This is a genomic window from Neptunicoccus cionae (assembly GCF_014643735.1).
GTDB lineage: Bacteria > Pseudomonadota > Alphaproteobacteria > Rhodobacterales > Rhodobacteraceae > Amylibacter > Amylibacter cionae.
Window position 1 is genome coordinate 299082 of record NZ_BMKA01000002.1, and the last position, 18993, is coordinate 318074.

Below are 18993 nucleotides of genomic sequence, written 5' to 3' on the forward strand. Positions count from 1 at the left end.
CCCCTATTGCTCCGCCGGTGCGTCGGTCCCGTCCAGCCGCGGTCCACCCGCATCTGTGACAAGTCCGATATTGCGGAAACCGCCTGCATTTAGCGCGCCCATAATCTCCATTACGCTGGAATAGGGCACCGCCCCGTCCGCGCGTAGAAACACCTTGTCGTCCTGACGCTCTGCCGCAATAGCCCGCATCTTAGCCACCAGATCAGCGCGGTTGATTTCAGAGTTTTGCAACATCAACGTCCCGTCCGCAGCAATCGCCAGCGCCAGCGGCTCTTCTTCCTCGGTCGGTAGCGGCTGGGCTGCAGTCTTGGGCAGCTCAATCGGTACGCCAACGGTCAACAGCGGTGCTGCCACCATAAAGATAATCAGCAGCACCAGCATCACATCCACAAAGGGTGTGACGTTGATTTCCGCCATCGGCTTGCTTTTCCCGTGGCTGCGACGGCCCTTGCGACCTCCTCCGCCACTTCTGTCTACGACACCGGCCCCCATGATCAGCTATCCAACTGGCGGGACAGGATCGTGGCAAATTCGTCGGCGAAACTGTCAAAGCCGCTGATAATCCGGTCGGAGTCCGTGCTCAACTTGTTGTAAAAGATAACGGCTGGAATAGCGGCCAGCAGGCCCAGCGCGGTCGCAACCAGCGCCTCGGCAATACCGGGGGCCACAACCGCCAGATTGGTATTCTGCTGGATGGCGATTTCTTCAAAGGCGTTCTTGATGCCCCAAACCGTGCCGAACAGCCCGACAAACGGCGCAATAGCCCCGACTGTCGCCAGAAAGGTCAACCCGTTGTTCAGTTTCTCGCTCTCGCGGTTGATGGCCACATCCATGCTGCGGTCAATCCGCGCCTGCGCCCCTGCGATCAGATTACCGTCACTGCGATGGGAACGACGCCACTCTACCATACCAGCCGCGAAAATCCGTTCCGCCGCACCCGATGGCTCCGGTCCGAGCCGGTCAAACAACTCGTCCAGTGGATCACCGGACCAAAAAGCCCGATCAAACGTCTCAGAGTCACGACGGGCAATCCGGTAGTTGATGAACTTCTGGATAATGATCCCCCAGCTCCAGATGCTGGCAAAGATCAGGATCAGCATCACAAGCTTCACCGTGAATGTTGCGCGAAGGAACAGCGCAAGCATCGAGAAATCGACCTCTTGCACTGCGGCGAGTGTTTCAGTTTCCATGTGTCCGCCCGACTATGTTACGTCTTTATACCAAGACTGCCTGATGCCACTGTTTGCCAGTGGCGTGATTGTTGTAGCAAACATAATCAGGCGGCGCGGAAAAAACCATATTTCATTGCACGATCGGCAGTGAAATGTACGTCAGAGCCCCAGACTTGCGCGAATTTCTGCCGGAAGCCGAACAACGCGGCCCGCTGCATTCATGCAAATCACTGTAATTTTTGAGGAAAACAACATCTCTTCGCCCCGCATCACGTCTTGCTCAAACAGCAGCTTGGCACCGGACAATTGTTGCAGTTTTGTAGCAATGATCAGGGCATCATCCAGTTTGGCTGGCCGCAGGTAGGTGGCATCCACATGGCGCACCGCAAAGACCAGCCCTGCGCCCTCTTTCAGGGCCATCTGGTCCAGCCCCGCCTCGCGCACCATAGTAGAGCGCGCGCGTTCAATGAACTTGAGGTAATTGGCGTAATAAACGATGCCCGCCAGATCCGTGTCTTCATAATAAACACGGACCGGAAACTCATGCACCATCTTCAATGTCCTGCACCAGTTTACTCGCACGGGCCGATAGACGCAGCGCATGGCTCGGGTCTTCGGTGGCGGCGGGCAACATCGGATCATAGGCCGCCCGCACAATGGCGGCGTACTCCGGCTTTACGATACACAGATTGTTGCTTTTGATGATCGCGATCGGGGATTCATCGGCAAACGCCCCTTCGCTCCATGTCAGCAGAGACTGGAAGGTCTCGCTCGTGCCAAGGGTCTGCAACGACATCTCCTCGGTCGCGGCATCCACGCGGATCAGCACGATGCACAGTTGCACAGCCCCTTCCTTGTCGAACCCGAAGGACCGGTAACGGCTTGCCCCCTGCTCCTCAAGCGAGGTCATCAGCCGGTTAAAATTCGGCAACAGCTTGTCGAGATTTGGCACCGCAGCCAGTTCGGACCAACTCCGGCAAAAGAACCACATGAAATTCGCACCAAGTTCGGGATCGGTTTCTGCCAACACCCCCCCTGTAATGCCAACCGTCTGGGCAATCGCCTCTTTCAGATGGGGCAGGCTGTCATCGCCCACACCAAAGACTACCGGCGCCAGCGGCCGTCCCCAACGGGCAAAGCGATAAGTGGTATCCGAAGCGGTAAACAAAGGGGCGGGGTTCTGGGTGATCGTGCTCATGCCAGTCCTTCTAACGGATTCGAAATCCGGCTGCACCCTTCAATGTTCCAGAAATACTCTGAACGCCTAGCCGCCGAACAATTCCCCCTGCGGACCACGCTTTGGCGCATCAAGCCCCAGATGCGCCCAAGCCTTGGCCGCCAGCATCCGCCCGCGCGGGGTGCGCTGGATCAGACCCTGCTGCAACAGATAGGGCTCGATCACTTCTTCAATGGCATCTCGCGCCTCGCTCAGTGCGGCACACATGGTTTCCACGCCCACCGGCCCGCCGGCAAAATTCTCGGCAATCATACGCAAATAGCGCCGGTCCGCATTATCAAGCCCCAGATGATCCACCCCAAGCCGCGTCAACGACCGATCCGCCAGTTGTTGCGTCACCGTTCCGTCGCTTTCCACCACAGCAAAATCCACCACACGGCGCAGCAAACGTCCTGCAATCCGTGGCGTTCCACGGGCACGGCGCGCGATTTCCATCGCCCCATCGGGCGTTGCGTTGGCGCCCATCAGCCGTGCGCCCCGCTCGACAATAGAACACAACTCCGGCACGGTATAAAACTCCAGCCGTGTCGGAATGCCAAACCGGTCCCGTAGCGGCGTCGTCAGCAAACCGAGCCGCGTTGTCGCCCCGACCAGCGTAAAGGGCTGCAAATCAATCCGCACCGTGCGCGCCGCCGGACCTTCACCGATCACCAGATCCAGTTCGAAATCTTCCAACGCAGGATAGAGCACTTCTTCTACGACGGGGTTCAACCTGTGAATCTCATCAATAAACAGTACATCCCGCGCGTCCAGATTGGTCAGGATTGCCGCCAGATCCCCCGCCTTGGCCAGAACCGGCCCGCTGGTCATACGGAAGTTCACCCCCAACTCGCGGCTGACAATCTGCGCAAGAGTCGTTTTGCCCAATCCCGGTGGCCCATAGAACAACGTGTGATCCATCGCCTGCCCACGCATCTTGGCGCTTTCGATAAAGACCTTCAGGTTGGCACGCGCCTCCGCCTGCCCTGTGAACTCGTCCAAGGATTGGGGCCGCAACGCACGGTCCATATCCTCGGGCCGCGCATCAGGGCGCAAAGTTGGGTCTGGCTCGTTCACACAGCTCTCCAATCGTACAAAGACATCATTTCAATGTTCCCCAAATACTCCCGCCGGAGGCGCTCAGGCATTGTAAGCCAGCGCGCCACAGCACCTACCCTTTCGGAGCAAGCAACCGCAAGGCCGCCTTGATCAGCGCACCGCTGTCCGCTTCGGGCAAATCCCCTGCCGCTTGCGCCACCGCTACGGCTGCATCGCCGTGTCCGTACCCAAGGTTCACCAGCGCAGACAGCGCATCCGCCTGCGCCCCCGCAGAGGCCGCTCCGGCAGACACCGCTGCCACAGGGGCAGCAGGCGCCGTTATGGCCACAGGCGCTTCAATCACTACGGAGTCATCCGCCTGCACCTGCTCTGATCCTTGCGCCCCCATTGCAATCACGCTGGCTGCCTTGTCTTTCAGCTCTACCACGATGCGCTGCGCCAGTTTCGGCCCCACACCGGGCGCGGCTTTGACGGCGGCTACATCACCAAGGGTGATGGCGCGGCTGACGCCTTCAACACCCAAGGTTCCGGCAATGGCCAGTCCCACTTTGGCACCCACGCCCTGCACACTGGTCAGCAACCGGTGCCATTCCTTTTCGGCCAGCGTCAGAAACCCGAAAAGTTGCAAGTTGTCCTCGCGCACCAGAAGATCCGTATAGAGCGCCACAACGCCGCCCTTGGGGGGAACCGCCGTTAAGGTACGTTCCGAACAGTAGACAAGATAGCCGACCCCCTGCACGTCCACCAGAACGTGATCTGTCGCCTTATAGTCTACCCGACCTGTTATCTTGCCGATCATGCGGCCCCCTTTCGCGTTTCCGCCTTGGCGAGCGCTGCATCAAGCCGCCCCGAGAATTGTGCATGATGTGCGTGGCACAGGGCAATCGCCAGCGCATCCGCTGCATCCGGCCCAACCGGATCAACCCCGCCAAGCTGCATCTTCACCATATGAAGCACCTGCTTTTTATCTGCATGGCCAACACCGACCACGACTTTCTTAACCGCGTTGGGCGCGTATTCCGCTACCTCAAGCCCGAATTGCGCTGGCACCAGCAGACAGATACCGCGCGCCTGCCCCAGCTTGAGCGTTCCAGCCCCGTCTTTATTCACAAACGTATTCTCAACTGCCGAGGTGGTCGGCTGGTGTCGCCGAATGACCTCTTCAAGCTGGCTGTGCAGGCTGAGCAACCGCTGTGCCAGTGGTCCGCCCGATGTGGATTTACAGATACCGTTGGCCACATGGGACACCCGCGTGCCAGCCACATCTACGATTCCCCAACCCAGATTGCGTAAGCCCGGATCGATCCCGATAACGCGCATTGCTGCCCTGCCTTGTCATTGCTCTTGTTGTTCTTTTTTCAAGCCGTAGCACGAAACAAGAACATCCGCCAAGCAGAATACGCAGGAGCGAGGCGGTGATGATTCGTAGAGTAAAAGCATCTAACGGGGCTGCGAGGCGTTTTTGAACGCCGTAAAGTCGGTATCAGACATCGGCCAAAGCAACCCCCTGTGACGAACAAGACACGAAATGCGCCGTTGCCTTGTCGGGACTGTACAACAGCAAAACTGTTGCAAATCGGAGCGCTTTTTCACTTGTTCTAAAAACGACATTTCACCCCGAAAACGGGCCTTTTTTAGCCCCTCATAACTCAAAAGCGACATCGCGTTTAAGCTATGCAAAACAGGCAGTTCAGCTATGCGATTTTGATATTTGAAAGCGCTGAAAACCCCGCCTATTTGGGGTTCAAACGAACCGACGCGCTGCGTCAAACACTTACAAGGAAAAGTATCATGGCCCTGGCTTCCAACACTTACGTGGCTCCTTTCGGCGCCATTGCAACCCACACTGTAGTTGCTCGCATCGAAGCTGCATTCTCCGCAGTTGTAGAGTGGAACACAAAGCGCAAGACAACAAAGATTTTGTCCCAACTGTCCGATCGTGAACTGAACGACATCGGCCTGATCCGTGGCGATCTGGACAACATCCCGACACGCTTCTGAGCGTAGGAATAAAGCGGCGCAATTTCCTCCCTGTTGTGCGCTGCTTTCCAACGGCTTTTGTGCCGTAAATGAAAAAGACCGCTGCCCTCCCTCAGCGGTCTTTTTTGTGTCTGGTGGTCCGATTACCCACAAAAAAGGGCGCACCCGCCACGGGCCGCCCTTGCAACTGGTCATCGCTGGATCTGATTACAGGAAGTTGCTTTCCACATAAGCCAACACCGGATCACGCCCGAGCAGCTTTGCCGCGATCTTGGAGCCATCGGTCCCTGATGCAAGCTGCGCAACCTTGGCCTCGTATCCTTGGGGGCCGAGCTCCTGTATCATCACAACCTTAGTGACGGTCACAGTGCCGTAGAACATCGCCATGCACAGTGCCGTTCGCGCCAATGGAATATGGACCTTGCGCCGGGGACGCTGCAACCACTTGCGCCAGAGCGTCGGTTTAAAGTCCGGATCAACGCGGGCTACTCGTTTCTGAAAGGTTTTTCTGTCCTCGGTCATAACACACATATCCCAACTATAGGTTAGAGATTACCCAGTCCAGACACATGGAGGCTGAGTATCGTGCAGTTTGCATCCCGAGCCCTTACACGTTCGCAAATACACACGAACCCCCTAAGATAATCGACGGGAAACCTGAGACTGTTTTGCCTCAACCACGGCGATGCAAACTGCTTAGGTAAAATTAGACGCGAATTGGGGCGAAATCTGGGCAGATTAAGGCTTCTTCTGCAAACACAGCGTTGACCATTCGCCAACAATCAGATGGTCCACCAGATCAAAGCCCTGCGCGGTGTAGGCCGCTTTTACATCGTCTGCCTGCTCGTTCAGAAGGCCCGACAGGATCACATGACCGCCCGTTTCACAGCTTTTTCCCATATCAGGAGCCAGCGCAATGAGCGGGCCTTTCAATATGTTAGCAAAGATCAGATCGTATGGCGCCTTTTCCCGCAGCCGGTCGTGTTCAAAGCCGGCGCATGTGACAATTTCCACACGGCCATTCAGATCGTTGCAGGTCACATTGGCTGCTGCGGTGTCTGTGGCGACCTCGTCGATGTCGCTTGCCAGCACAACGCCCTGCCATATTTTAGCAGCCGCCATTGCCAGAACAGCAGTGCCACAACCCACATCCACCACGTTCTTGCCACGGAATCCTTTGGTGTCGAGATCATGGAGCGCCTGCAGGCATCCCTGTGTGGTTCCGTGGTGGCCAGTGCCAAAGGCCATCGCTGCCTCAATCAGCAGGGGCACGCAATCTTCTGGCACCTGATCGGCGTCGTGGCTGCCGTACAAAAAGAACCGCCCCGCACGGATCGGGGCCAATTCGCGGCGCACATGGGCGACCCAATCGGTTTCCGGCAGTTCAGAGATTGCAAAGGGTTTCGCATCATGGGCCGCAGCCAGCAGAGACAGGGCAATATCGTCAGGTTGCTCGATGAAATACGCACCCACTTCCCATGTGCCGGTGCCGTCTTCCACCTCGAACACACCAACGCCGGTGGGTTCGGGGATCAGATCCTCGCAGGCTTCTGCTAGGGCTTCGGCGCGGGATTTGTCTCTGAGTGTGGTCAGGGCGGTAAATGTCGGCATTTTGCAGGCTCCAATCGTTGTGTTCCGATTAGGTAAGTGCAGCCGCATCGTCAAGCGTCATGCCCGGATGCCCTGCAAATCATGGGCAAAACTTGCCCCTGAAACGGAAAGGCCGGATGCAGTTCCCCGCGTCCGGCCTTCTGAACATGTGGTCCGTCGAGCGCGCGTTAGGCACCCACGCCAATCGGACAAGTCACACCTGTGCCACCAATCCCGCAATAGCCCGACGGATTTTTTGCCAGATACTGCTGGTGGTAGTCCTCGGCATAGTAAAATTCGGGCGCGGGCAGGATTTCTGTCGTGATCATGCCAAAACCCTTTTCCCGCAACCGTGGCTGGAACGCCTCGCGGGAGGCTTCGGCCTGTGCCTGCTGTGCGTCCGAGAACGTATAAATGCCGCTGCGATACTGGGTGCCGCGATCATTGCCCTGCGCCATGCCTTGGGTCGGGTCATGGCCTTCCCAGAACACGGTAAGCAGTTGTTCATAGCTGATAACCGACGGGTCATAGATCACGCGCACGACTTCGTTATGGCCGGTCTGTCCGCTGCAAACTTCTTCATAAGTTGCGTTCGGGGTCGATCCGCCCGCATAGCCTACCATTGTGGACCAGACGCCATCGAGCTTCCAGAATATGCGCTCCACGCCCCAGAAACAGCCCATGCCAAAGATTGCTTCTTCGAAACCTTCTGGGATCGGCCCTTTCAACGGACGCCCGTTCACAAAGTGCATCTCTGCGGTCGGCAGTTCGTTCGCACGACCCGGCAGACAGTCTGTGGCGGCGGGAATGGTGGTTGGCTTTGACGAAAACAGCATGGCAAATCTCCTGATGTGTACCGTTCAAGATAGGGCCGCGCAGGGGGAGTTTCCAGCCTCCTGCACAGCCCCGTGACAAGGTTTAGGCGTTTTCTGCCGGTTCCAGTTTGTCCTGCGTGCGGGTTTCAAAATCCGACGCATCGTGACGCTCGCGCAGTTGCTCTTCCAGCGGACCGAAGGCACGGTTGACCATGCGGCCCCGTTGCACGGCTGGGCGATCCGCAATGGCCTTTTGCCAGCGCTGGACGTTTTTATAGCTGTCTACTTGCAGGAATTCCCCCGCTTCGTAGATCTTGCCCTGCGCCAGTACACCGTACCACGCCCAGTTCGCCATATCCGCGATGGAATAATCCGCACCGCCGAGATATTCGGATTCGCCCAAACGACGATCCAGCACATCAAGCTGACGCTTCACTTCCATAGAGAAGCGGTTGATCGGGTATTCGAACTTTTCAGGTGCATAGGCGTAGAAATGGCCAAACCCGCCGCCAAGATAAGGCGCGGATCCCATTTGCCAGAACAACCACGACAGGGTTTCAGTCCGTGCCACTGGATCGGATGGCAGGAACGCCCCAAATTTTTCCGCCAGATACAGCAGGATCGCACCGCTTTCAAACACGCGGGTCGGTGTGTCGGTGGAGTGATCCATCAGCGCCGGAATTTTGGAGTTGGGGTTCACGTCGACAAAACCGCTGCCGAATTGGTCGCCTTCCCCGATGTTGATCAGCCAAGCATCGTATTCCGCACCGGTATGACCCGCAGCGAGCAGTTCTTCCAGCATGACAGTGACTTTGACGCCATTCGGTGTCGCCAGAGAGTAAAGCTGCAACGGGTGTTTGCCGACCTGCAATTCCTTATCGTGGGTCGGTCCTGCAATCGGACGATTGATGCTGGCAAACTTGCCGCCGCTTTCGGAATCCCATTCCCAGACTTTGGGTGGTACATATTCTTCAGACATATTCTATTCCTTCAATTTCGCGTTGGCGCTTAACCTAGTGTGGCGCTGCGTGAAGGGCAAAGCCCATTTCCGTGACGCAAGGTTTCGTGAACAGGATCACTTGGCTGGCAAGGGTTGCGCCCGTTCTACGATGCGGGCCAGAACCGAAGCTCCGGTTGGGCTGGCTTCATCGTTGAAGTCGTATTTCGTGTGATGCAGGTAGGCGCTGTCGCCGTTGCCTATATAGAAGTAGGCACCGGGGACTTCTTCCAGCATAAAGGAAAAATCCTCCGCGCCCATTGTCGGGGCAATGGCGCGCGCAACGCGGGCCTCTCCGACGACTTCGGCGGCAACGTCGCAGGCGAATTCGGTTTTGGCAGGATCGTTGATGGTGGCAGGGTAGCCGTAATTGTAATCGAGCCGCGCCGTTCCCCCCATCATCTCTGCGGTGCTGTGAACAATCGCTTTCATTCGCTCCACCACCAGCGCCTGCACGTCCTTATCAAAGGTGCGCACTGTTCCGGCCAGCATGGCGGTTTCGGGGACCACATTGTGGGTCGTGCCGGAATGGATCTGCGTCAGGGACAGCACCACCGTCTTGATCGGATCGACGTTGCGCGTCACGATAGATTGCAGGTTCTGGTACATATTCACTGCGATCATCACCGGATCGACTGATTCATGGGGACTGGCCGCGTGGCCGCCTGAGCCATTGATATGAATTTCAAAGTCATCCGCCGCCGCAAGTAAAGGTCCGGTGCAGGTTTCAATAGTGCCGACAGGGGATTTGGGCAGGGAGTGTTGGCCGAAGACCTGTGAAATGTTGAAGCGTTCGATTAACCCGTCCTCGACCATGAACCGCGCCCCGCCTGACCCTTCTTCGCCAGGTTGAAAGATCAGCGCCACGCGCCCTGAAAACTTGCGGGTTTCCGCCAGATAGCGGGCCGCGCCCAGCAACATGGTTGTATGGCCGTCATGGCCACAGGCGTGCATCATGCCCTCGACCGTGCTGGCATAAGGCAGTCCGGTTTCTTCGGGCATCGGCAGCGCATCCATATCCGCGCGCAAGCCAATGGTCGGCCCCTCACCCTGCCCGTTGATAATGCCAACCACACCGCTGACCCCGATCTGTTCGTGGATTTCATCCACACCGAACGCCCGCAGCTTTTCCACAACAAAGGCGGCGGTTTGGTGACAGTCCATGTCCAGTTCGGGATGGGCATGCAAATGCTGCCGCCATTCCTTCATGTCTTCGAAATATTCTGCAATGCGGTTGATCACGGCCATGGATTCTGGTCTCCTTTTGGGCGGACTATCAGGAACCCCGAAGCATGAGTAAAGACCAATCCGCCTCTCAATCCCTTTGTCTTGATCCAAACGGCGGTCTGCCCCGCTTGTTGGAAATCATGGCCCGTCTTCGGGACCGTGAAACCGGCTGCCCTTGGGACATTGAGCAAACTTACGAATCAATTGTGCCGTACACGATTGAAGAAGCCTATGAGGTGGCCGATGCCATCGCGCTCGGGGATATGGCAGAGCTGGAGGGCGAACTGGGCGATCTGCTGTTGCAGGTGGTCTATTACACCCAGATGGGGGCGGAGGACGGGCATTTTACTTTTGAAACCGTCACGAAAAAGATCGCTGACAAGATGATCCACCGCCACCCTCATGTGTTCGGAGAGGAAAGCCGCGATAAATCCGCAGCGCAGCAGACCGCCGATTGGGAAAAGATCAAAGCGGCAGAGCGTGCAGCGAAAGGGCAGACAAAGGCCCGCACGCTTGACGGGGTGGCAGGCAACCTGCCTGCGCTGACCCGCGCTGTGAAGTTGCAAAAACGTGCGGCCCGTGTGGGGTTTGACTGGCCGGAGACGACGCAGGTGCTCGACAAGATCACGGAAGAAGCTGGCGAACTGGTCGAAGCGGTGGACACCTTGCCCCGTGACAAACAGGTAGAGGAATTTGGCGATCTGATGTTCGTGATGGCCAATCTTGCCCGACATCTGGACATCGACCCCGAAGAAGCCCTGCGCGCGGCCAACCGCAAATTTACCAGACGGTTCGAGTTTATAGAGGACGCGCTGGAAGACGCAGGCAAGACGCCGCACGATTCTGATCTGGCAGAAATGGACGGACTGTGGAATGCGGCCAAGGTCGCGGAACGCGCAGCGGGGTAATCGCAGCGACTGTTAGAACAGGCGGGCGAAGAAAACGGCGCTCATGCTAAGGCCGACGGCGATGACAATGGCACGCACGGCGGACTTGGGCAGGATGCGGGCCACCGGCGCACCAGCATAGCCGCCGATGGTTGCGGCCACCATCATCACGATGGCTTGGGGCCATTCCACCAAGCCACTGATCGCAAAGGCGGCAACGGAAATCGCCGACAATGCGAAGGACAGGCCGTTTTTCAGCCCGTTCATTTCATGGATGTTGGTCATCCCCCAAAGCGAGAACAGCGCCAGCAACACGATCCCCAACCCGCCATTAAAATACCCGCCGTACACGCTGACCAGAAACAGCCCCGCTGCGCCAAACGGTGTCACCGCGCGGGCCTTGCGGGCTGCCCAATCGCGGATGGTATCGCCAAACCAGAACGCCAGCGTCGCGGCGAGCAGCAGGAATGGCACAACCACGGCAAACGCCTCGTTTGAGGAAACCACCAGCAGCAGCGCCCCGACCAGACCGCCAGCCAGTGTTATCACAGTCAAACGAACCATCTGGCGCCGGTCGAACGCCTTCAGTTCGTCTTTGAACCCCACAGCCCCAGCCAGATACCCCGGAAACACCGCCACCGCAGAGGTTGCATTGGCCACAACAGGCGGCACGCCTGTAAAGGCCAGCGCAGGAAACGTCAGAAACGTGCCGCCACCGGCAATGGTGTTCAACACGCCAGCACCAAAGGCGGCTACGATCAGGAGAATATAGTCAGTCATGCCCCTTGCTTAGACCCAAACCCCCCGTCGTGCCAGTTGATTTATCCACACTGAACCGGACAGTCTCCGAGGGCGGTAAATAAATTCCGACAATTTCAGTCACCCATTGACCCGACTAATTTAGTCGTATTAAGAGGAGCCACCGAAACTAAGACAGGATTCGAACCTATGAGATTTATCAGCGCCCTTGCAGCCACAGCTGCCACCCTCACCAGCGCCCCAGCCATTGCAGACGTTACCGTCTATTCTTATCGCCAACCTGAACTGGTTTCCCCTTTGCTGGAAGCCTTCACAAAAGAGACCGGCGTTGAAACAAACCTCGTGTTTCTAAACAAAGGCATGATCGAAAAACTTCAGGCCGAGGGCGACCGCTCCCCTGCTGATCTGGTGATGACCGTTGATATTTCCCGCCTGCAAGCCCTGGTGGACGCCGGTGTGACACAGCCGGTTCATTCCGAAACGCTGGATGCAAATATCCCTGCCGAATTCCGCCACGCAGACGGCGAGTGGTTCGGCCTGACATCGCGCGCACGGATCGTTTACGCGTCCAAAGATCGGGTGAAAGACGGCGAAGTTACCACATACGAAGATCTGGCATCGGACAAATGGGAAGGCCGCATCTGTATCCGCTCTGGAACCAATGCCTATAACCTCGCACTGGTTTCCGCCATGATCGCCCATCACGGCGAAGAGGATACTAAAACATGGCTGGAAGGTGTTAAATCCAACCTCGCACGCAAACCTTCGGGCAATGACCGTGGGCAGGTAAAAGCGATCCACGCTGGCGAATGCGACATTTCGCTCGGCAACACCTACTATATGAAGAAGATGCTGGAGGAACCTGACCAAAAAGCCTGGGCCGATTCCGTGCGCATCGTGTTTCCGAAATTCGAAGACGGCGGCACCCACGTGAACCTGTCCGGTGTGGCCCTGACCAAAGCGGCCCCGAATAAGGAAGAAGCGATCCAACTGATGGAATGGCTGTCTTCTGAAACTGCGCAGGAAATCTATGCGCAGGTGAATGGGGAATACCCGTTGAAAGAAGGCTCCGAGGCGTCCGAACTGGTGCAAAGCTGGGGCGGCTTCACAGCGGACAACAAACCGCTTGGCGAAATCGCAAAACTGCGCCCGACCTCGCTGAAGCTGGTTGAAACGGTTGATTTCGACGGCTAATAGCCCGCGACATCGCAATCCACTAAGAAGCGTCCTCTTTTGCAAGGGGGCGCTTTTTCTTTCTGCGCAGTTGGTAGGGCGGTGTTACCTGCGCCTGCGGGCCAACTCGCGGTAAAGCGCTGGCGGGGAAACGCCGATCTGTTCGGCCACCAAGATCCACCCTCCCTTGGCCGGCTCACCCCGCGCCAACGCAAGCACGGGAGCGTCTTTAAAAAGATGTATCCACTTAGACATGATAGAGATCATATGGCTAAACCACTTACTTAGGATAACCTGTAGTGGTACCTTGAAGGGAAAGTGAACATGCGAATGAAGCGACTACTTGTAACACTTGTGTGGTTCGGGGGCGCTGCATTTGCAATCGCTCAAACCGATCACACAGGTCATACAGGCCATACTGATGGTATGGCTCATTCTTCCGACCAAAAGAGCGGTTCCAACTCCACCGCGCTATTGAGCGAGCCGGGCCAAGGGGCCTTTGCAGCGCTCTCGGAAGTGGTGCATGTTCTGGAGGCGGACCCGAACACCGATTGGACCAAAGTTGATCTGACGGGGCTGAGGGCGCATTTGCTTGATATGGACCGGCTTGTTACCGACACCATAGTTGCAGAAACCAGCCTCGCGAATGGGCTTCACGCTGTTGCAACCGGCGATGCAGACACGATCGCTGCGCTTCAGCGCATGGTCCCTGCCCACGCGGCGGAACTGGCCCGCGATGAACACTGGACGATCAGAGTGGATCAGACAGACAGCGGTGTAGAACTGCGTGTGACAGCCGACGATCCCGCTACGATTGCACGGATTAAGGGGCTCGGTTTTTTCGGGTTGATGGCAAGCAAGGACCACCATCGCGCCCATCACCTTAGGATGGCGTTGGGTCAGGATGCCCATAAACACTAACCGACAGCCTGTTAGGAACTCTGTGCCCAAGTTTTATCAGCGACCACCGTGACGGGATCACCTATTACAAAAAGGGGCGCTTTTTCTTTTCACGCGGCTGGTCTAAAGCTATGGCATGACACGTAAAATCATAATCGACACAGACCCGGGACAGGATGATGCGGTTGCCATCCTGCTCGCGCTCGCCAGTCCCGAACTTGAAGTCCTCGGCATCACTGCGGTGGCGGGGAATGTTCCTCTGGCCCTGACCGAACTGAACACCCGCAAGGTGGTAGAACTGGCGGGGCGCCCCGATATTCCGGTGTTTGCGGGCTGTGATGCGCCGCTTGACCGTCCGCTGGTCACAGCCGAACACGTCCACGGGCGCACTGGGCTGGACGGGCCAACCCTGCCCGATCCACAGATCCCCTTGCAGGCCAAACACGGGGTGGATTTCATCATCGACACCCTGCGCAGCTCCAAAGACGTGACGCTCTGCCCGCTGGGACCGCTGACCAATATCGCAGCCGCCCTGACCCAAGCGCCGGACATCAAACAGAACATCCAAGAGATAGTTCTGATGGGCGGCGGTTTCTTTGAGGGGGGCAACATCACGCCTGCGGCAGAGTTCAACATCTACGTGGACCCAACGGCCGCTGATATTGTGCTGCGCTCCGGCGTTCCGGTGACGATGCTGCCGCTTGATTGCACCCATCAGGCGCTGACCACCGCCCCGCGGGTTGCAGCCTTTCGCGCCTTGCCCAACCGCGCCGGACCTGTGGTGGCAGAGCTGACCGATTTCTTTGAGCGCTACGACAAAGAGAAATACGGATCTGACGGTGCGCCGCTGCATGACCCCTGCGTGATTGCCTATCTGCTGCGCCCCGACCTGTTCAACAGCCGCTTTATCAACGTCGAGGTGGAAACCATTTCCAAACTGACGCTTGGAGCAACTGTCGCGGACTGGTGGCGTGTTACGGACCGTCCCCCAAACGTAACTTACGTAAAAGACGTGGACGCCGACGGCTTTTTTGATCTGCTGGTCGAACGGATTGGCACGCTCTGACTATCGGGCCCGTGCGGGGATTGCCTGCACGGGATTACCGTTTGCGCGGCTTGTAGTTGATCAACACGATCCCCGCGCTCACCAGCACCAACGCCGCTACGATCCAGACGGTAATCGTCTCTCTCAACATCAGCCAGCCGAGCAATACGCCGAAGAGCGGTGCGAGAAAACCGAAGCTGGCCATATCGGACGCTGGGTATTTGGACAGCACCCAAAACCAAGTGGAAAAGCCGAAGCCTACAACCACAACAGCCTGAAACGTTAACACGCCCCAATGAAAGGGTTCCAACGCGCGCACCTGATCCCCTATCAGAAACGCCACCGGGATCAACACGATAGCCGAGACCACAAGCTGGTAAAGCAGCTGCATTTCGGGGACTGAGCGGTTCAACGGGGTGACGCGGGCCACCAGCCCGACCCCAGCCCAAATCATCGCCCCTGCGATGCAAAAAATATCGCCAAGCAATTCGTTCTCGCCGCCTTCCCGCCCCCACATAGCGACAACAACACCTGTCACCGCCAGAACCAGACCTATAATTTTGTTGCGGGTTAAACGTTCTTCTTTGATCAGGAAATGGGCACCAAGGGTCATCCAGACCGGCATGGTGTAAAACAGCACAGACACCCGCGCGACAGAGGAATAATCTATAGCCAGAAACAGCATAAGAAATTCCAGCGCGAACAGGACACCCGCAATCACCCCCCAATTCAGGCTGCCATCGCGGATGGTTAATTTGCGGCGGAACAACAGCGCAAGCGCCAGAACCGGTATTACGGCGATTGCGCTGCGCAATCCGGCCTGTAGCGCGGGATGCATGCCTTGGGCCACGATCTTAACTAAAACCTGATTAAGCCCGAGCAACAGGGAAACCCCGACCAACAGGCTGGCGCCGAGCGCGTCGACACGATCTTTCTTTTCCACGAGAACCTCTCCGCGATAAATCCCTGCGCGTTTTCAAAACACCTCATCATGCAACGAGTCGCTTGGCAATTCGCAAAAGCCGCGAATCCCGAACAAGCGGGTGTGGGGGGTGGAAACGTCCCGTCACTTGCTGTGATCACAAAAACTGCAGCACCCCATGCTAACCCTGCGTAAATAACTGGCAGTGCCCTTCAGTTTTGCCCCGTGAAGACGCAACCCTAGCGCAAGAGCCTTATTTTCAAGGAAAACTGCCTTTCCATTTATGCATACCCCCTTTGCGTAGAGATGCGTTGTATCCAAGCGGGGGAATTCATATTGTTGCATTGCAGCAAGAAATTCTGCGCTGCAGCAAAAACGAAGGAAAGTCGAAATGTCGATCTCTAGCACACACAATGACACAGCACTCGGCGACCTGAAGCACAAGTTCGCCTCTGCGTTTCAAACGATCGCCGAGAGCTGGAACACGTACCGCCGCAAACGTCAGGCGTACACAACAACTTTTGCCGAGCTCGCAGGCCTCTCCGCCCGTGACCTCGCAGACCTCGGGTTCTCCCGTGGAGACATCAGACGGGTCGCTCGTGAAGCGGCAGAAATGGTTTAAGACAATGAAAACGATTACATACGATAACATCTCTGAATCCGGCTTCGCAGCTGTTCGGACACGCACAACAGAAGTACTTGCCTCCGGTTGGTCCGCATTCACAGCACGGACTTCCGCGTCCCTGCTGCGCCTGCAAACCTCGCGGATGATCTCTGCCCTCCAAGGCATGAGCAACGAGCAATTGGACCTGATCGGCATTAAACGCGCTGACATTCCGGCCTACGCACACAAGCTGGTCGTTGAAGAAAACTAATTCGAATAGGCGCCTGTCCTTTCAGGCACCTGATACAAAACGGTCGTTCCTCCCAGATCCCGTTTCGTAAAGATACCGGCCCTTCTACCCTCCTCCCAGAGGGGCCGGTATTAAAACACAACCGAATACCGCGCGGTCGTTCCTCCCAGATCCCGCATGGTACAGACGCCGGTCCCTCTACCTCCTCCCAGAGGGACCGGTGTTCAAATATAACCGAATACCGCGCGGTCGTTCCTCCCAGATCCCGCTTGGTACAGACACCGGTCCCTCTACCTCCTCCCAGAGGGACCGGTGTCACTCCTCCCTAGTCCCATTATCTACTGAAGCGCGCGTTCCCACAGACTGCGTTAATAACTTCCGTCCGGTTCTTTCGAATGCTACATGCTTGGGACAACCAACAGGAACCGGCCTTATGAACGAACTTCAGATTGCATCCTTGCTTATCGTCCTTGCAGGGGTGTTCGGCGCGATTAACTACCTGTTTTTCAAATTACCCTCTGCCATCGGCATAATGATCGTCGCCTTGCTGGCCTCTCTCGCGATCATGGGGGTGGATGCGTTTTATCCCGCTTTGCAAATCCGTGACACGGTGCGCAGTTTTGTGATTGATCTGGAATTTTCCTCTGCGCTTCTGGAAGGTATGCTTGGGTTGCTGCTGTTTGCGGGGGCACTGCATGTCAAGATCGGCGATCTGCGCCAGCAAGCTTGGGTCGTTATGCTTATGGCGACGATTGGCGTCGGCCTGTCCACGGCAATTGTAGGGGGCACTGTCGCCTACGCGCTTGGCGTGCCATTGATGATTGCACTGGTGTTCGGGGCGTTGATTTCCCCGACTGATCCGGTTGCCGTTCTGGGTGTTCTGCGCGCGGCCAATTTGCGCAAGGAATTGGAGACTAAAATAGCGGGGGAAAGCCTGTTTAACGACGGCGTGGCCTATGTCGTTTTTCTGATCCTTGTTGGTCTCGCCTTTCCCACCGGCGGCGATTCTCATGGCACCACACTTGCCGGGGCGTTTCAGTTGTTCGGGCAGGAAGCCTTTGGCGGCGCGGCCCTTGGCGGTATCCTTGGCTACCTGACGTTCGCTGTAATGCGACGGATTGATGACTATCCGCTAGAAGTGCTTTTGTCCCTTGGTCTTGCCTTTGGCGGCTATCAGCTCGCCACTTATTTCCACCTCTCCGGTCCAATTTTTGCGGTGGTTGCCGGATTGTTCATCGGAGACGTTGGCGTGAAATACGGTATGAGCGAGGAAACCCGCAAATATCTTGATGCGTTCTGGTCGCTGATCGACGAGATCCTCAATGCGATCCTGTTCCTACTGATCGGTGTCGAAGTCTTTGCCGTCGCGTTCAACATGGACGCACTCTGGGCCGGTTTGCTGGCGATCGTTGTGGCATTGGTGGCACGTCTCGTGGCTGTCTCTGTGCCGATCCTGATGATCAAACCGTTCAAAACCTTCCCCCGCGATGTAATCCCGATCATGACATGGGGCGGGTTGAAAGGCGGCATTTCCGTAGCGCTTGTGCTGACCCTGCCGGACACAGAATGGAAGCCGCTGTTGTTGTCCATGACTTACATGGTGGTGCTGTTCAGCATCATCATTCAGGGCCTGACGATCGCGCCGCTGGCCCGTCGTCTGGGCCGCCAGCCGGATCTGCTGTAAACTAGAACGCTGTCAGACTGCAATATGCGACACAAGAATAGACGCGCCCATAAGGATTAGCGCCGCGCCGGCACAGGTGCCCGCTGCGCGTCCGAACCGTTTCCCCAGTAAATGGCCCAGCATAACACCTGCTGTTGATGCAACTGTCGTTGTCAGCCCGATTGCAATGGCAACCAGCACAATATTGACGTTCAACAGTGCAAGCGTAATCCCGACCACCATTGCATCCAGTGACGTGCCAATCGCAGACAGCACCACGGCCCCGCGGCTGCGTGGCATATGCGCTACCGAACCATCGCAAGCAGGCTGATACCACGATTGGAAAGCCATACGCGCGCCAACACCCCCCAGAAGTACAAAAGCGACCCAGTGATCGATCGCCGCAACATAGCTGACGGCCGCCAATCCTATGACCCAACCGATTATCGGTGTCGCCATTTCCACCAGCCCGAAGATCATGCCCGTTTGCAAAGCCGCAGCGAAACCGCGCCGATCCGCAGCAGCGCCCTGTCCGAGCGAAACCACAAAAGCATCCATCGAAAGGCCGACCGCCAGCAATCCCAGTGCAACAGGTGTCATGATAGCTCCAAGTTGGCTCAGGCCGACCCAATGGCGAAATTCTATTTTTTTGTCAACAATATCAATTGTATATGAGAATGATACGCAACTACAGTTAGCCTTCCTGGCTTTCGCCGGACGCTCGAGATCCGCCC

General features: G+C 56.9%; 23 protein-coding genes. 8 read left to right on the top strand and 15 right to left on the bottom strand.

What is annotated here, in order from left to right; translation table 11 throughout:
• Positions 1–3: 3 nt before the first annotated feature.
• From tolR to ruvC, 7 genes are all read right to left on the bottom strand, one after another.
• Positions 4–492, bottom strand: coding sequence for a protein TolR (gene tolR / locus IEX10_RS06630; RefSeq protein WP_188672331.1), 489 nt, complete (start codon positions 490–492; stop codon positions 4–6).
• 2 nt (positions 493–494) lie between these two features.
• Positions 495–1190: a protein TolQ gene (gene tolQ, locus IEX10_RS06635; protein WP_188672334.1), complete on the bottom strand. Its 696-nt coding sequence runs from the start codon at positions 1188–1190 to the stop codon at positions 495–497.
• Between the two features lie 141 nt (positions 1191–1331).
• A complete protein-coding gene (ybgC, locus tag IEX10_RS06640) occupies positions 1332–1724 on the bottom strand; it encodes a tol-pal system-associated acyl-CoA thioesterase (RefSeq protein ID WP_188672337.1) in 393 nt (130 codons plus the stop codon).
• On the bottom strand, positions 1714–2370 hold the full coding sequence (locus IEX10_RS06645) for a hypothetical protein (RefSeq protein ID WP_188672339.1): 657 nt from the start codon (positions 2368–2370) through the stop codon (positions 1714–1716). Before IEX10_RS06645 ends, ybgC begins: the two co-directional genes overlap by 11 nt.
• A gap of 66 nt (positions 2371–2436) precedes the next feature.
• Positions 2437–3465, bottom strand: coding sequence for a Holliday junction branch migration DNA helicase RuvB (gene ruvB, locus IEX10_RS06650; protein ID WP_188672342.1), 1029 nt, complete (start codon positions 3463–3465; stop codon positions 2437–2439).
• A 94-nt stretch (positions 3466–3559) separates the two neighbouring features.
• A complete protein-coding gene (ruvA, locus tag IEX10_RS06655) occupies positions 3560–4246 on the bottom strand; it encodes a Holliday junction branch migration protein RuvA (protein WP_188672344.1) in 687 nt (228 codons plus the stop codon).
• Entirely contained in the window at positions 4243–4767 is a 525-nt protein-coding gene (gene ruvC, locus IEX10_RS06660) for a crossover junction endodeoxyribonuclease RuvC (RefSeq protein ID WP_188672347.1), read from the bottom strand. The genes ruvA and ruvC overlap by 4 nt, the downstream gene beginning before the upstream one ends.
• A gap of 471 nt (positions 4768–5238) precedes the next feature.
• Between ruvC and IEX10_RS06665 the strand changes: the two genes are divergently transcribed.
• Positions 5239–5448 (top strand): DUF1127 domain-containing protein, encoded by a 210-nt coding sequence (locus IEX10_RS06665; protein ID WP_188672350.1) that lies wholly within the window; start codon positions 5239–5241, stop codon positions 5446–5448.
• A gap of 186 nt (positions 5449–5634) precedes the next feature.
• Here the strand turns inward: IEX10_RS06665 and IEX10_RS06670 are convergent, their stop codons facing one another.
• The 5 genes from IEX10_RS06670 to IEX10_RS06690 form a co-directional block, all read right to left on the bottom strand.
• The gene (locus IEX10_RS06670) at positions 5635–5949 is read right to left on the bottom strand and encodes a hypothetical protein (protein ID WP_188672353.1); all 315 of its coding nucleotides are present in this window, start codon (positions 5947–5949) and stop codon (positions 5635–5637) included.
• 216 nt (positions 5950–6165) lie between these two features.
• The gene (locus tag IEX10_RS06675) at positions 6166–7038 is read right to left on the bottom strand and encodes a 50S ribosomal protein L11 methyltransferase (RefSeq protein ID WP_188672356.1); all 873 of its coding nucleotides are present in this window, start codon (positions 7036–7038) and stop codon (positions 6166–6168) included.
• Positions 7039–7205: 167 nt separating this feature from the next.
• Positions 7206–7853 (bottom strand): peptide-methionine (S)-S-oxide reductase MsrA, encoded by a 648-nt coding sequence (gene msrA, locus IEX10_RS06680; RefSeq protein ID WP_188672359.1) that lies wholly within the window; start codon positions 7851–7853, stop codon positions 7206–7208.
• Positions 7854–7935: 82 nt separating this feature from the next.
• Positions 7936–8811 carry a glutathione-dependent disulfide-bond oxidoreductase gene (gene yghU, locus IEX10_RS06685; RefSeq protein WP_188672362.1) on the bottom strand — a complete coding sequence of 292 codons (876 nt, stop codon included), beginning with the start codon at positions 8809–8811 and terminating at the stop codon, positions 7936–7938.
• Between the two features lie 96 nt (positions 8812–8907).
• Complete coding sequence (locus tag IEX10_RS06690) at positions 8908–10077, bottom strand: M20 aminoacylase family protein (protein ID WP_188672364.1); 1170 nt, start codon at positions 10075–10077, stop codon at positions 8908–8910.
• A 44-nt stretch (positions 10078–10121) separates the two neighbouring features.
• Between IEX10_RS06690 and mazG the strand changes: the two genes are divergently transcribed.
• Complete coding sequence (gene mazG, locus IEX10_RS06695) at positions 10122–10964, top strand: nucleoside triphosphate pyrophosphohydrolase (protein ID WP_188672367.1); 843 nt, start codon at positions 10122–10124, stop codon at positions 10962–10964.
• A 12-nt stretch (positions 10965–10976) separates the two neighbouring features.
• Here the strand turns inward: mazG and IEX10_RS06700 are convergent, their stop codons facing one another.
• A complete protein-coding gene (locus IEX10_RS06700; RefSeq protein WP_188672370.1) occupies positions 10977–11723 on the bottom strand; it encodes a sulfite exporter TauE/SafE family protein in 747 nt (248 codons plus the stop codon).
• A gap of 168 nt (positions 11724–11891) precedes the next feature.
• Between IEX10_RS06700 and IEX10_RS06705 the strand changes: the two genes are divergently transcribed.
• The 3 genes from IEX10_RS06705 to IEX10_RS06715 all read left to right on the top strand — a co-directional run bounded on the left by IEX10_RS06705 (position 11892) and on the right by IEX10_RS06715 (position 14841).
• Positions 11892–12896, top strand: coding sequence for a Fe(3+) ABC transporter substrate-binding protein (locus tag IEX10_RS06705; RefSeq protein WP_188672373.1), 1005 nt, complete (start codon positions 11892–11894; stop codon positions 12894–12896).
• A gap of 309 nt (positions 12897–13205) precedes the next feature.
• On the top strand, positions 13206–13796 hold the full coding sequence (locus tag IEX10_RS06710) for a hypothetical protein (protein WP_188672376.1): 591 nt from the start codon (positions 13206–13208) through the stop codon (positions 13794–13796).
• Positions 13797–13911: 115 nt separating this feature from the next.
• Positions 13912–14841, top strand: a complete 930-nt coding sequence (locus IEX10_RS06715) for a nucleoside hydrolase (protein ID WP_188672379.1) — start codon at positions 13912–13914, stop codon at positions 14839–14841.
• 34 nt (positions 14842–14875) lie between these two features.
• Here the strand turns inward: IEX10_RS06715 and IEX10_RS06720 are convergent, their stop codons facing one another.
• Complete coding sequence (locus IEX10_RS06720; RefSeq protein ID WP_188672382.1) at positions 14876–15763, bottom strand: DMT family transporter; 888 nt, start codon at positions 15761–15763, stop codon at positions 14876–14878.
• 370 nt (positions 15764–16133) lie between these two features.
• On the opposite strand from IEX10_RS06720, the gene IEX10_RS06725 reads away from it, so the two are divergent.
• The 3 genes from IEX10_RS06725 (at position 16134) to IEX10_RS06735 (ending at position 18280) form a co-directional block, all read left to right on the top strand.
• A complete protein-coding gene (locus tag IEX10_RS06725; RefSeq protein WP_188672386.1) occupies positions 16134–16364 on the top strand; it encodes a DUF1127 domain-containing protein in 231 nt (76 codons plus the stop codon).
• A gap of 4 nt (positions 16365–16368) precedes the next feature.
• Positions 16369–16617 (top strand): DUF1127 domain-containing protein, encoded by a 249-nt coding sequence (locus IEX10_RS06730; RefSeq protein ID WP_188672391.1) that lies wholly within the window; start codon positions 16369–16371, stop codon positions 16615–16617.
• 412 nt (positions 16618–17029) lie between these two features.
• Positions 17030–18280 (top strand): cation:proton antiporter, encoded by a 1251-nt coding sequence (locus tag IEX10_RS06735; protein ID WP_188672394.1) that lies wholly within the window; start codon positions 17030–17032, stop codon positions 18278–18280.
• 12 nt (positions 18281–18292) lie between these two features.
• Here the strand turns inward: IEX10_RS06735 and IEX10_RS06740 are convergent, their stop codons facing one another.
• On the bottom strand, positions 18293–18859 hold the full coding sequence (locus IEX10_RS06740) for a manganese efflux pump MntP (RefSeq protein WP_188672396.1): 567 nt from the start codon (positions 18857–18859) through the stop codon (positions 18293–18295).
• Positions 18860–18993: the final 134 nt, after the last annotated feature.

Coding starts and splice junctions, on each gene's coding strand:
- tolR (WP_188672331.1), bottom strand. CDS start 492: ATGGGGGCCGGTGTCGTAGACAGAAGTGGCGGAGGAGGTCGCAAGGGC.
- tolQ (WP_188672334.1), bottom strand. CDS start 1,190: ATGGAAACTGAAACACTCGCCGCAGTGCAAGAGGTCGATTTCTCGATG.
- ybgC (WP_188672337.1), bottom strand. CDS start 1,724: ATGGTGCATGAGTTTCCGGTCCGTGTTTATTATGAAGACACGGATCTG.
- IEX10_RS06645 (WP_188672339.1), bottom strand. CDS start 2,370: ATGAGCACGATCACCCAGAACCCCGCCCCTTTGTTTACCGCTTCGGAT.
- ruvA (WP_188672344.1), bottom strand. CDS start 4,246: ATGATCGGCAAGATAACAGGTCGGGTAGACTATAAGGCGACAGATCAC.
- ruvC (WP_188672347.1), bottom strand. CDS start 4,767: ATGCGCGTTATCGGGATCGATCCGGGCTTACGCAATCTGGGTTGGGGA.
- IEX10_RS06665 (WP_188672350.1), top strand. CDS start 5,239: ATGGCCCTGGCTTCCAACACTTACGTGGCTCCTTTCGGCGCCATTGCA.
- IEX10_RS06670 (WP_188672353.1), bottom strand. CDS start 5,949: ATGACCGAGGACAGAAAAACCTTTCAGAAACGAGTAGCCCGCGTTGAT.
- IEX10_RS06675 (WP_188672356.1), bottom strand. CDS start 7,038: ATGCCGACATTTACCGCCCTGACCACACTCAGAGACAAATCCCGCGCC.
- msrA (WP_188672359.1), bottom strand. CDS start 7,853: ATGCTGTTTTCGTCAAAGCCAACCACCATTCCCGCCGCCACAGACTGT.
- yghU (WP_188672362.1), bottom strand. CDS start 8,811: ATGTCTGAAGAATATGTACCACCCAAAGTCTGGGAATGGGATTCCGAA.
- IEX10_RS06690 (WP_188672364.1), bottom strand. CDS start 10,077: ATGGCCGTGATCAACCGCATTGCAGAATATTTCGAAGACATGAAGGAA.
- mazG (WP_188672367.1), top strand. CDS start 10,122: ATGAGTAAAGACCAATCCGCCTCTCAATCCCTTTGTCTTGATCCAAAC.
- IEX10_RS06700 (WP_188672370.1), bottom strand. CDS start 11,723: ATGACTGACTATATTCTCCTGATCGTAGCCGCCTTTGGTGCTGGCGTG.
- IEX10_RS06705 (WP_188672373.1), top strand. CDS start 11,892: ATGAGATTTATCAGCGCCCTTGCAGCCACAGCTGCCACCCTCACCAGC.
- IEX10_RS06710 (WP_188672376.1), top strand. CDS start 13,206: ATGAAGCGACTACTTGTAACACTTGTGTGGTTCGGGGGCGCTGCATTT.
- IEX10_RS06715 (WP_188672379.1), top strand. CDS start 13,912: ATGACACGTAAAATCATAATCGACACAGACCCGGGACAGGATGATGCG.
- IEX10_RS06725 (WP_188672386.1), top strand. CDS start 16,134: ATGTCGATCTCTAGCACACACAATGACACAGCACTCGGCGACCTGAAG.
- IEX10_RS06730 (WP_188672391.1), top strand. CDS start 16,369: ATGAAAACGATTACATACGATAACATCTCTGAATCCGGCTTCGCAGCT.
- IEX10_RS06735 (WP_188672394.1), top strand. CDS start 17,030: ATGAACGAACTTCAGATTGCATCCTTGCTTATCGTCCTTGCAGGGGTG.
- IEX10_RS06740 (WP_188672396.1), bottom strand. CDS start 18,859: ATGACACCTGTTGCACTGGGATTGCTGGCGGTCGGCCTTTCGATGGAT.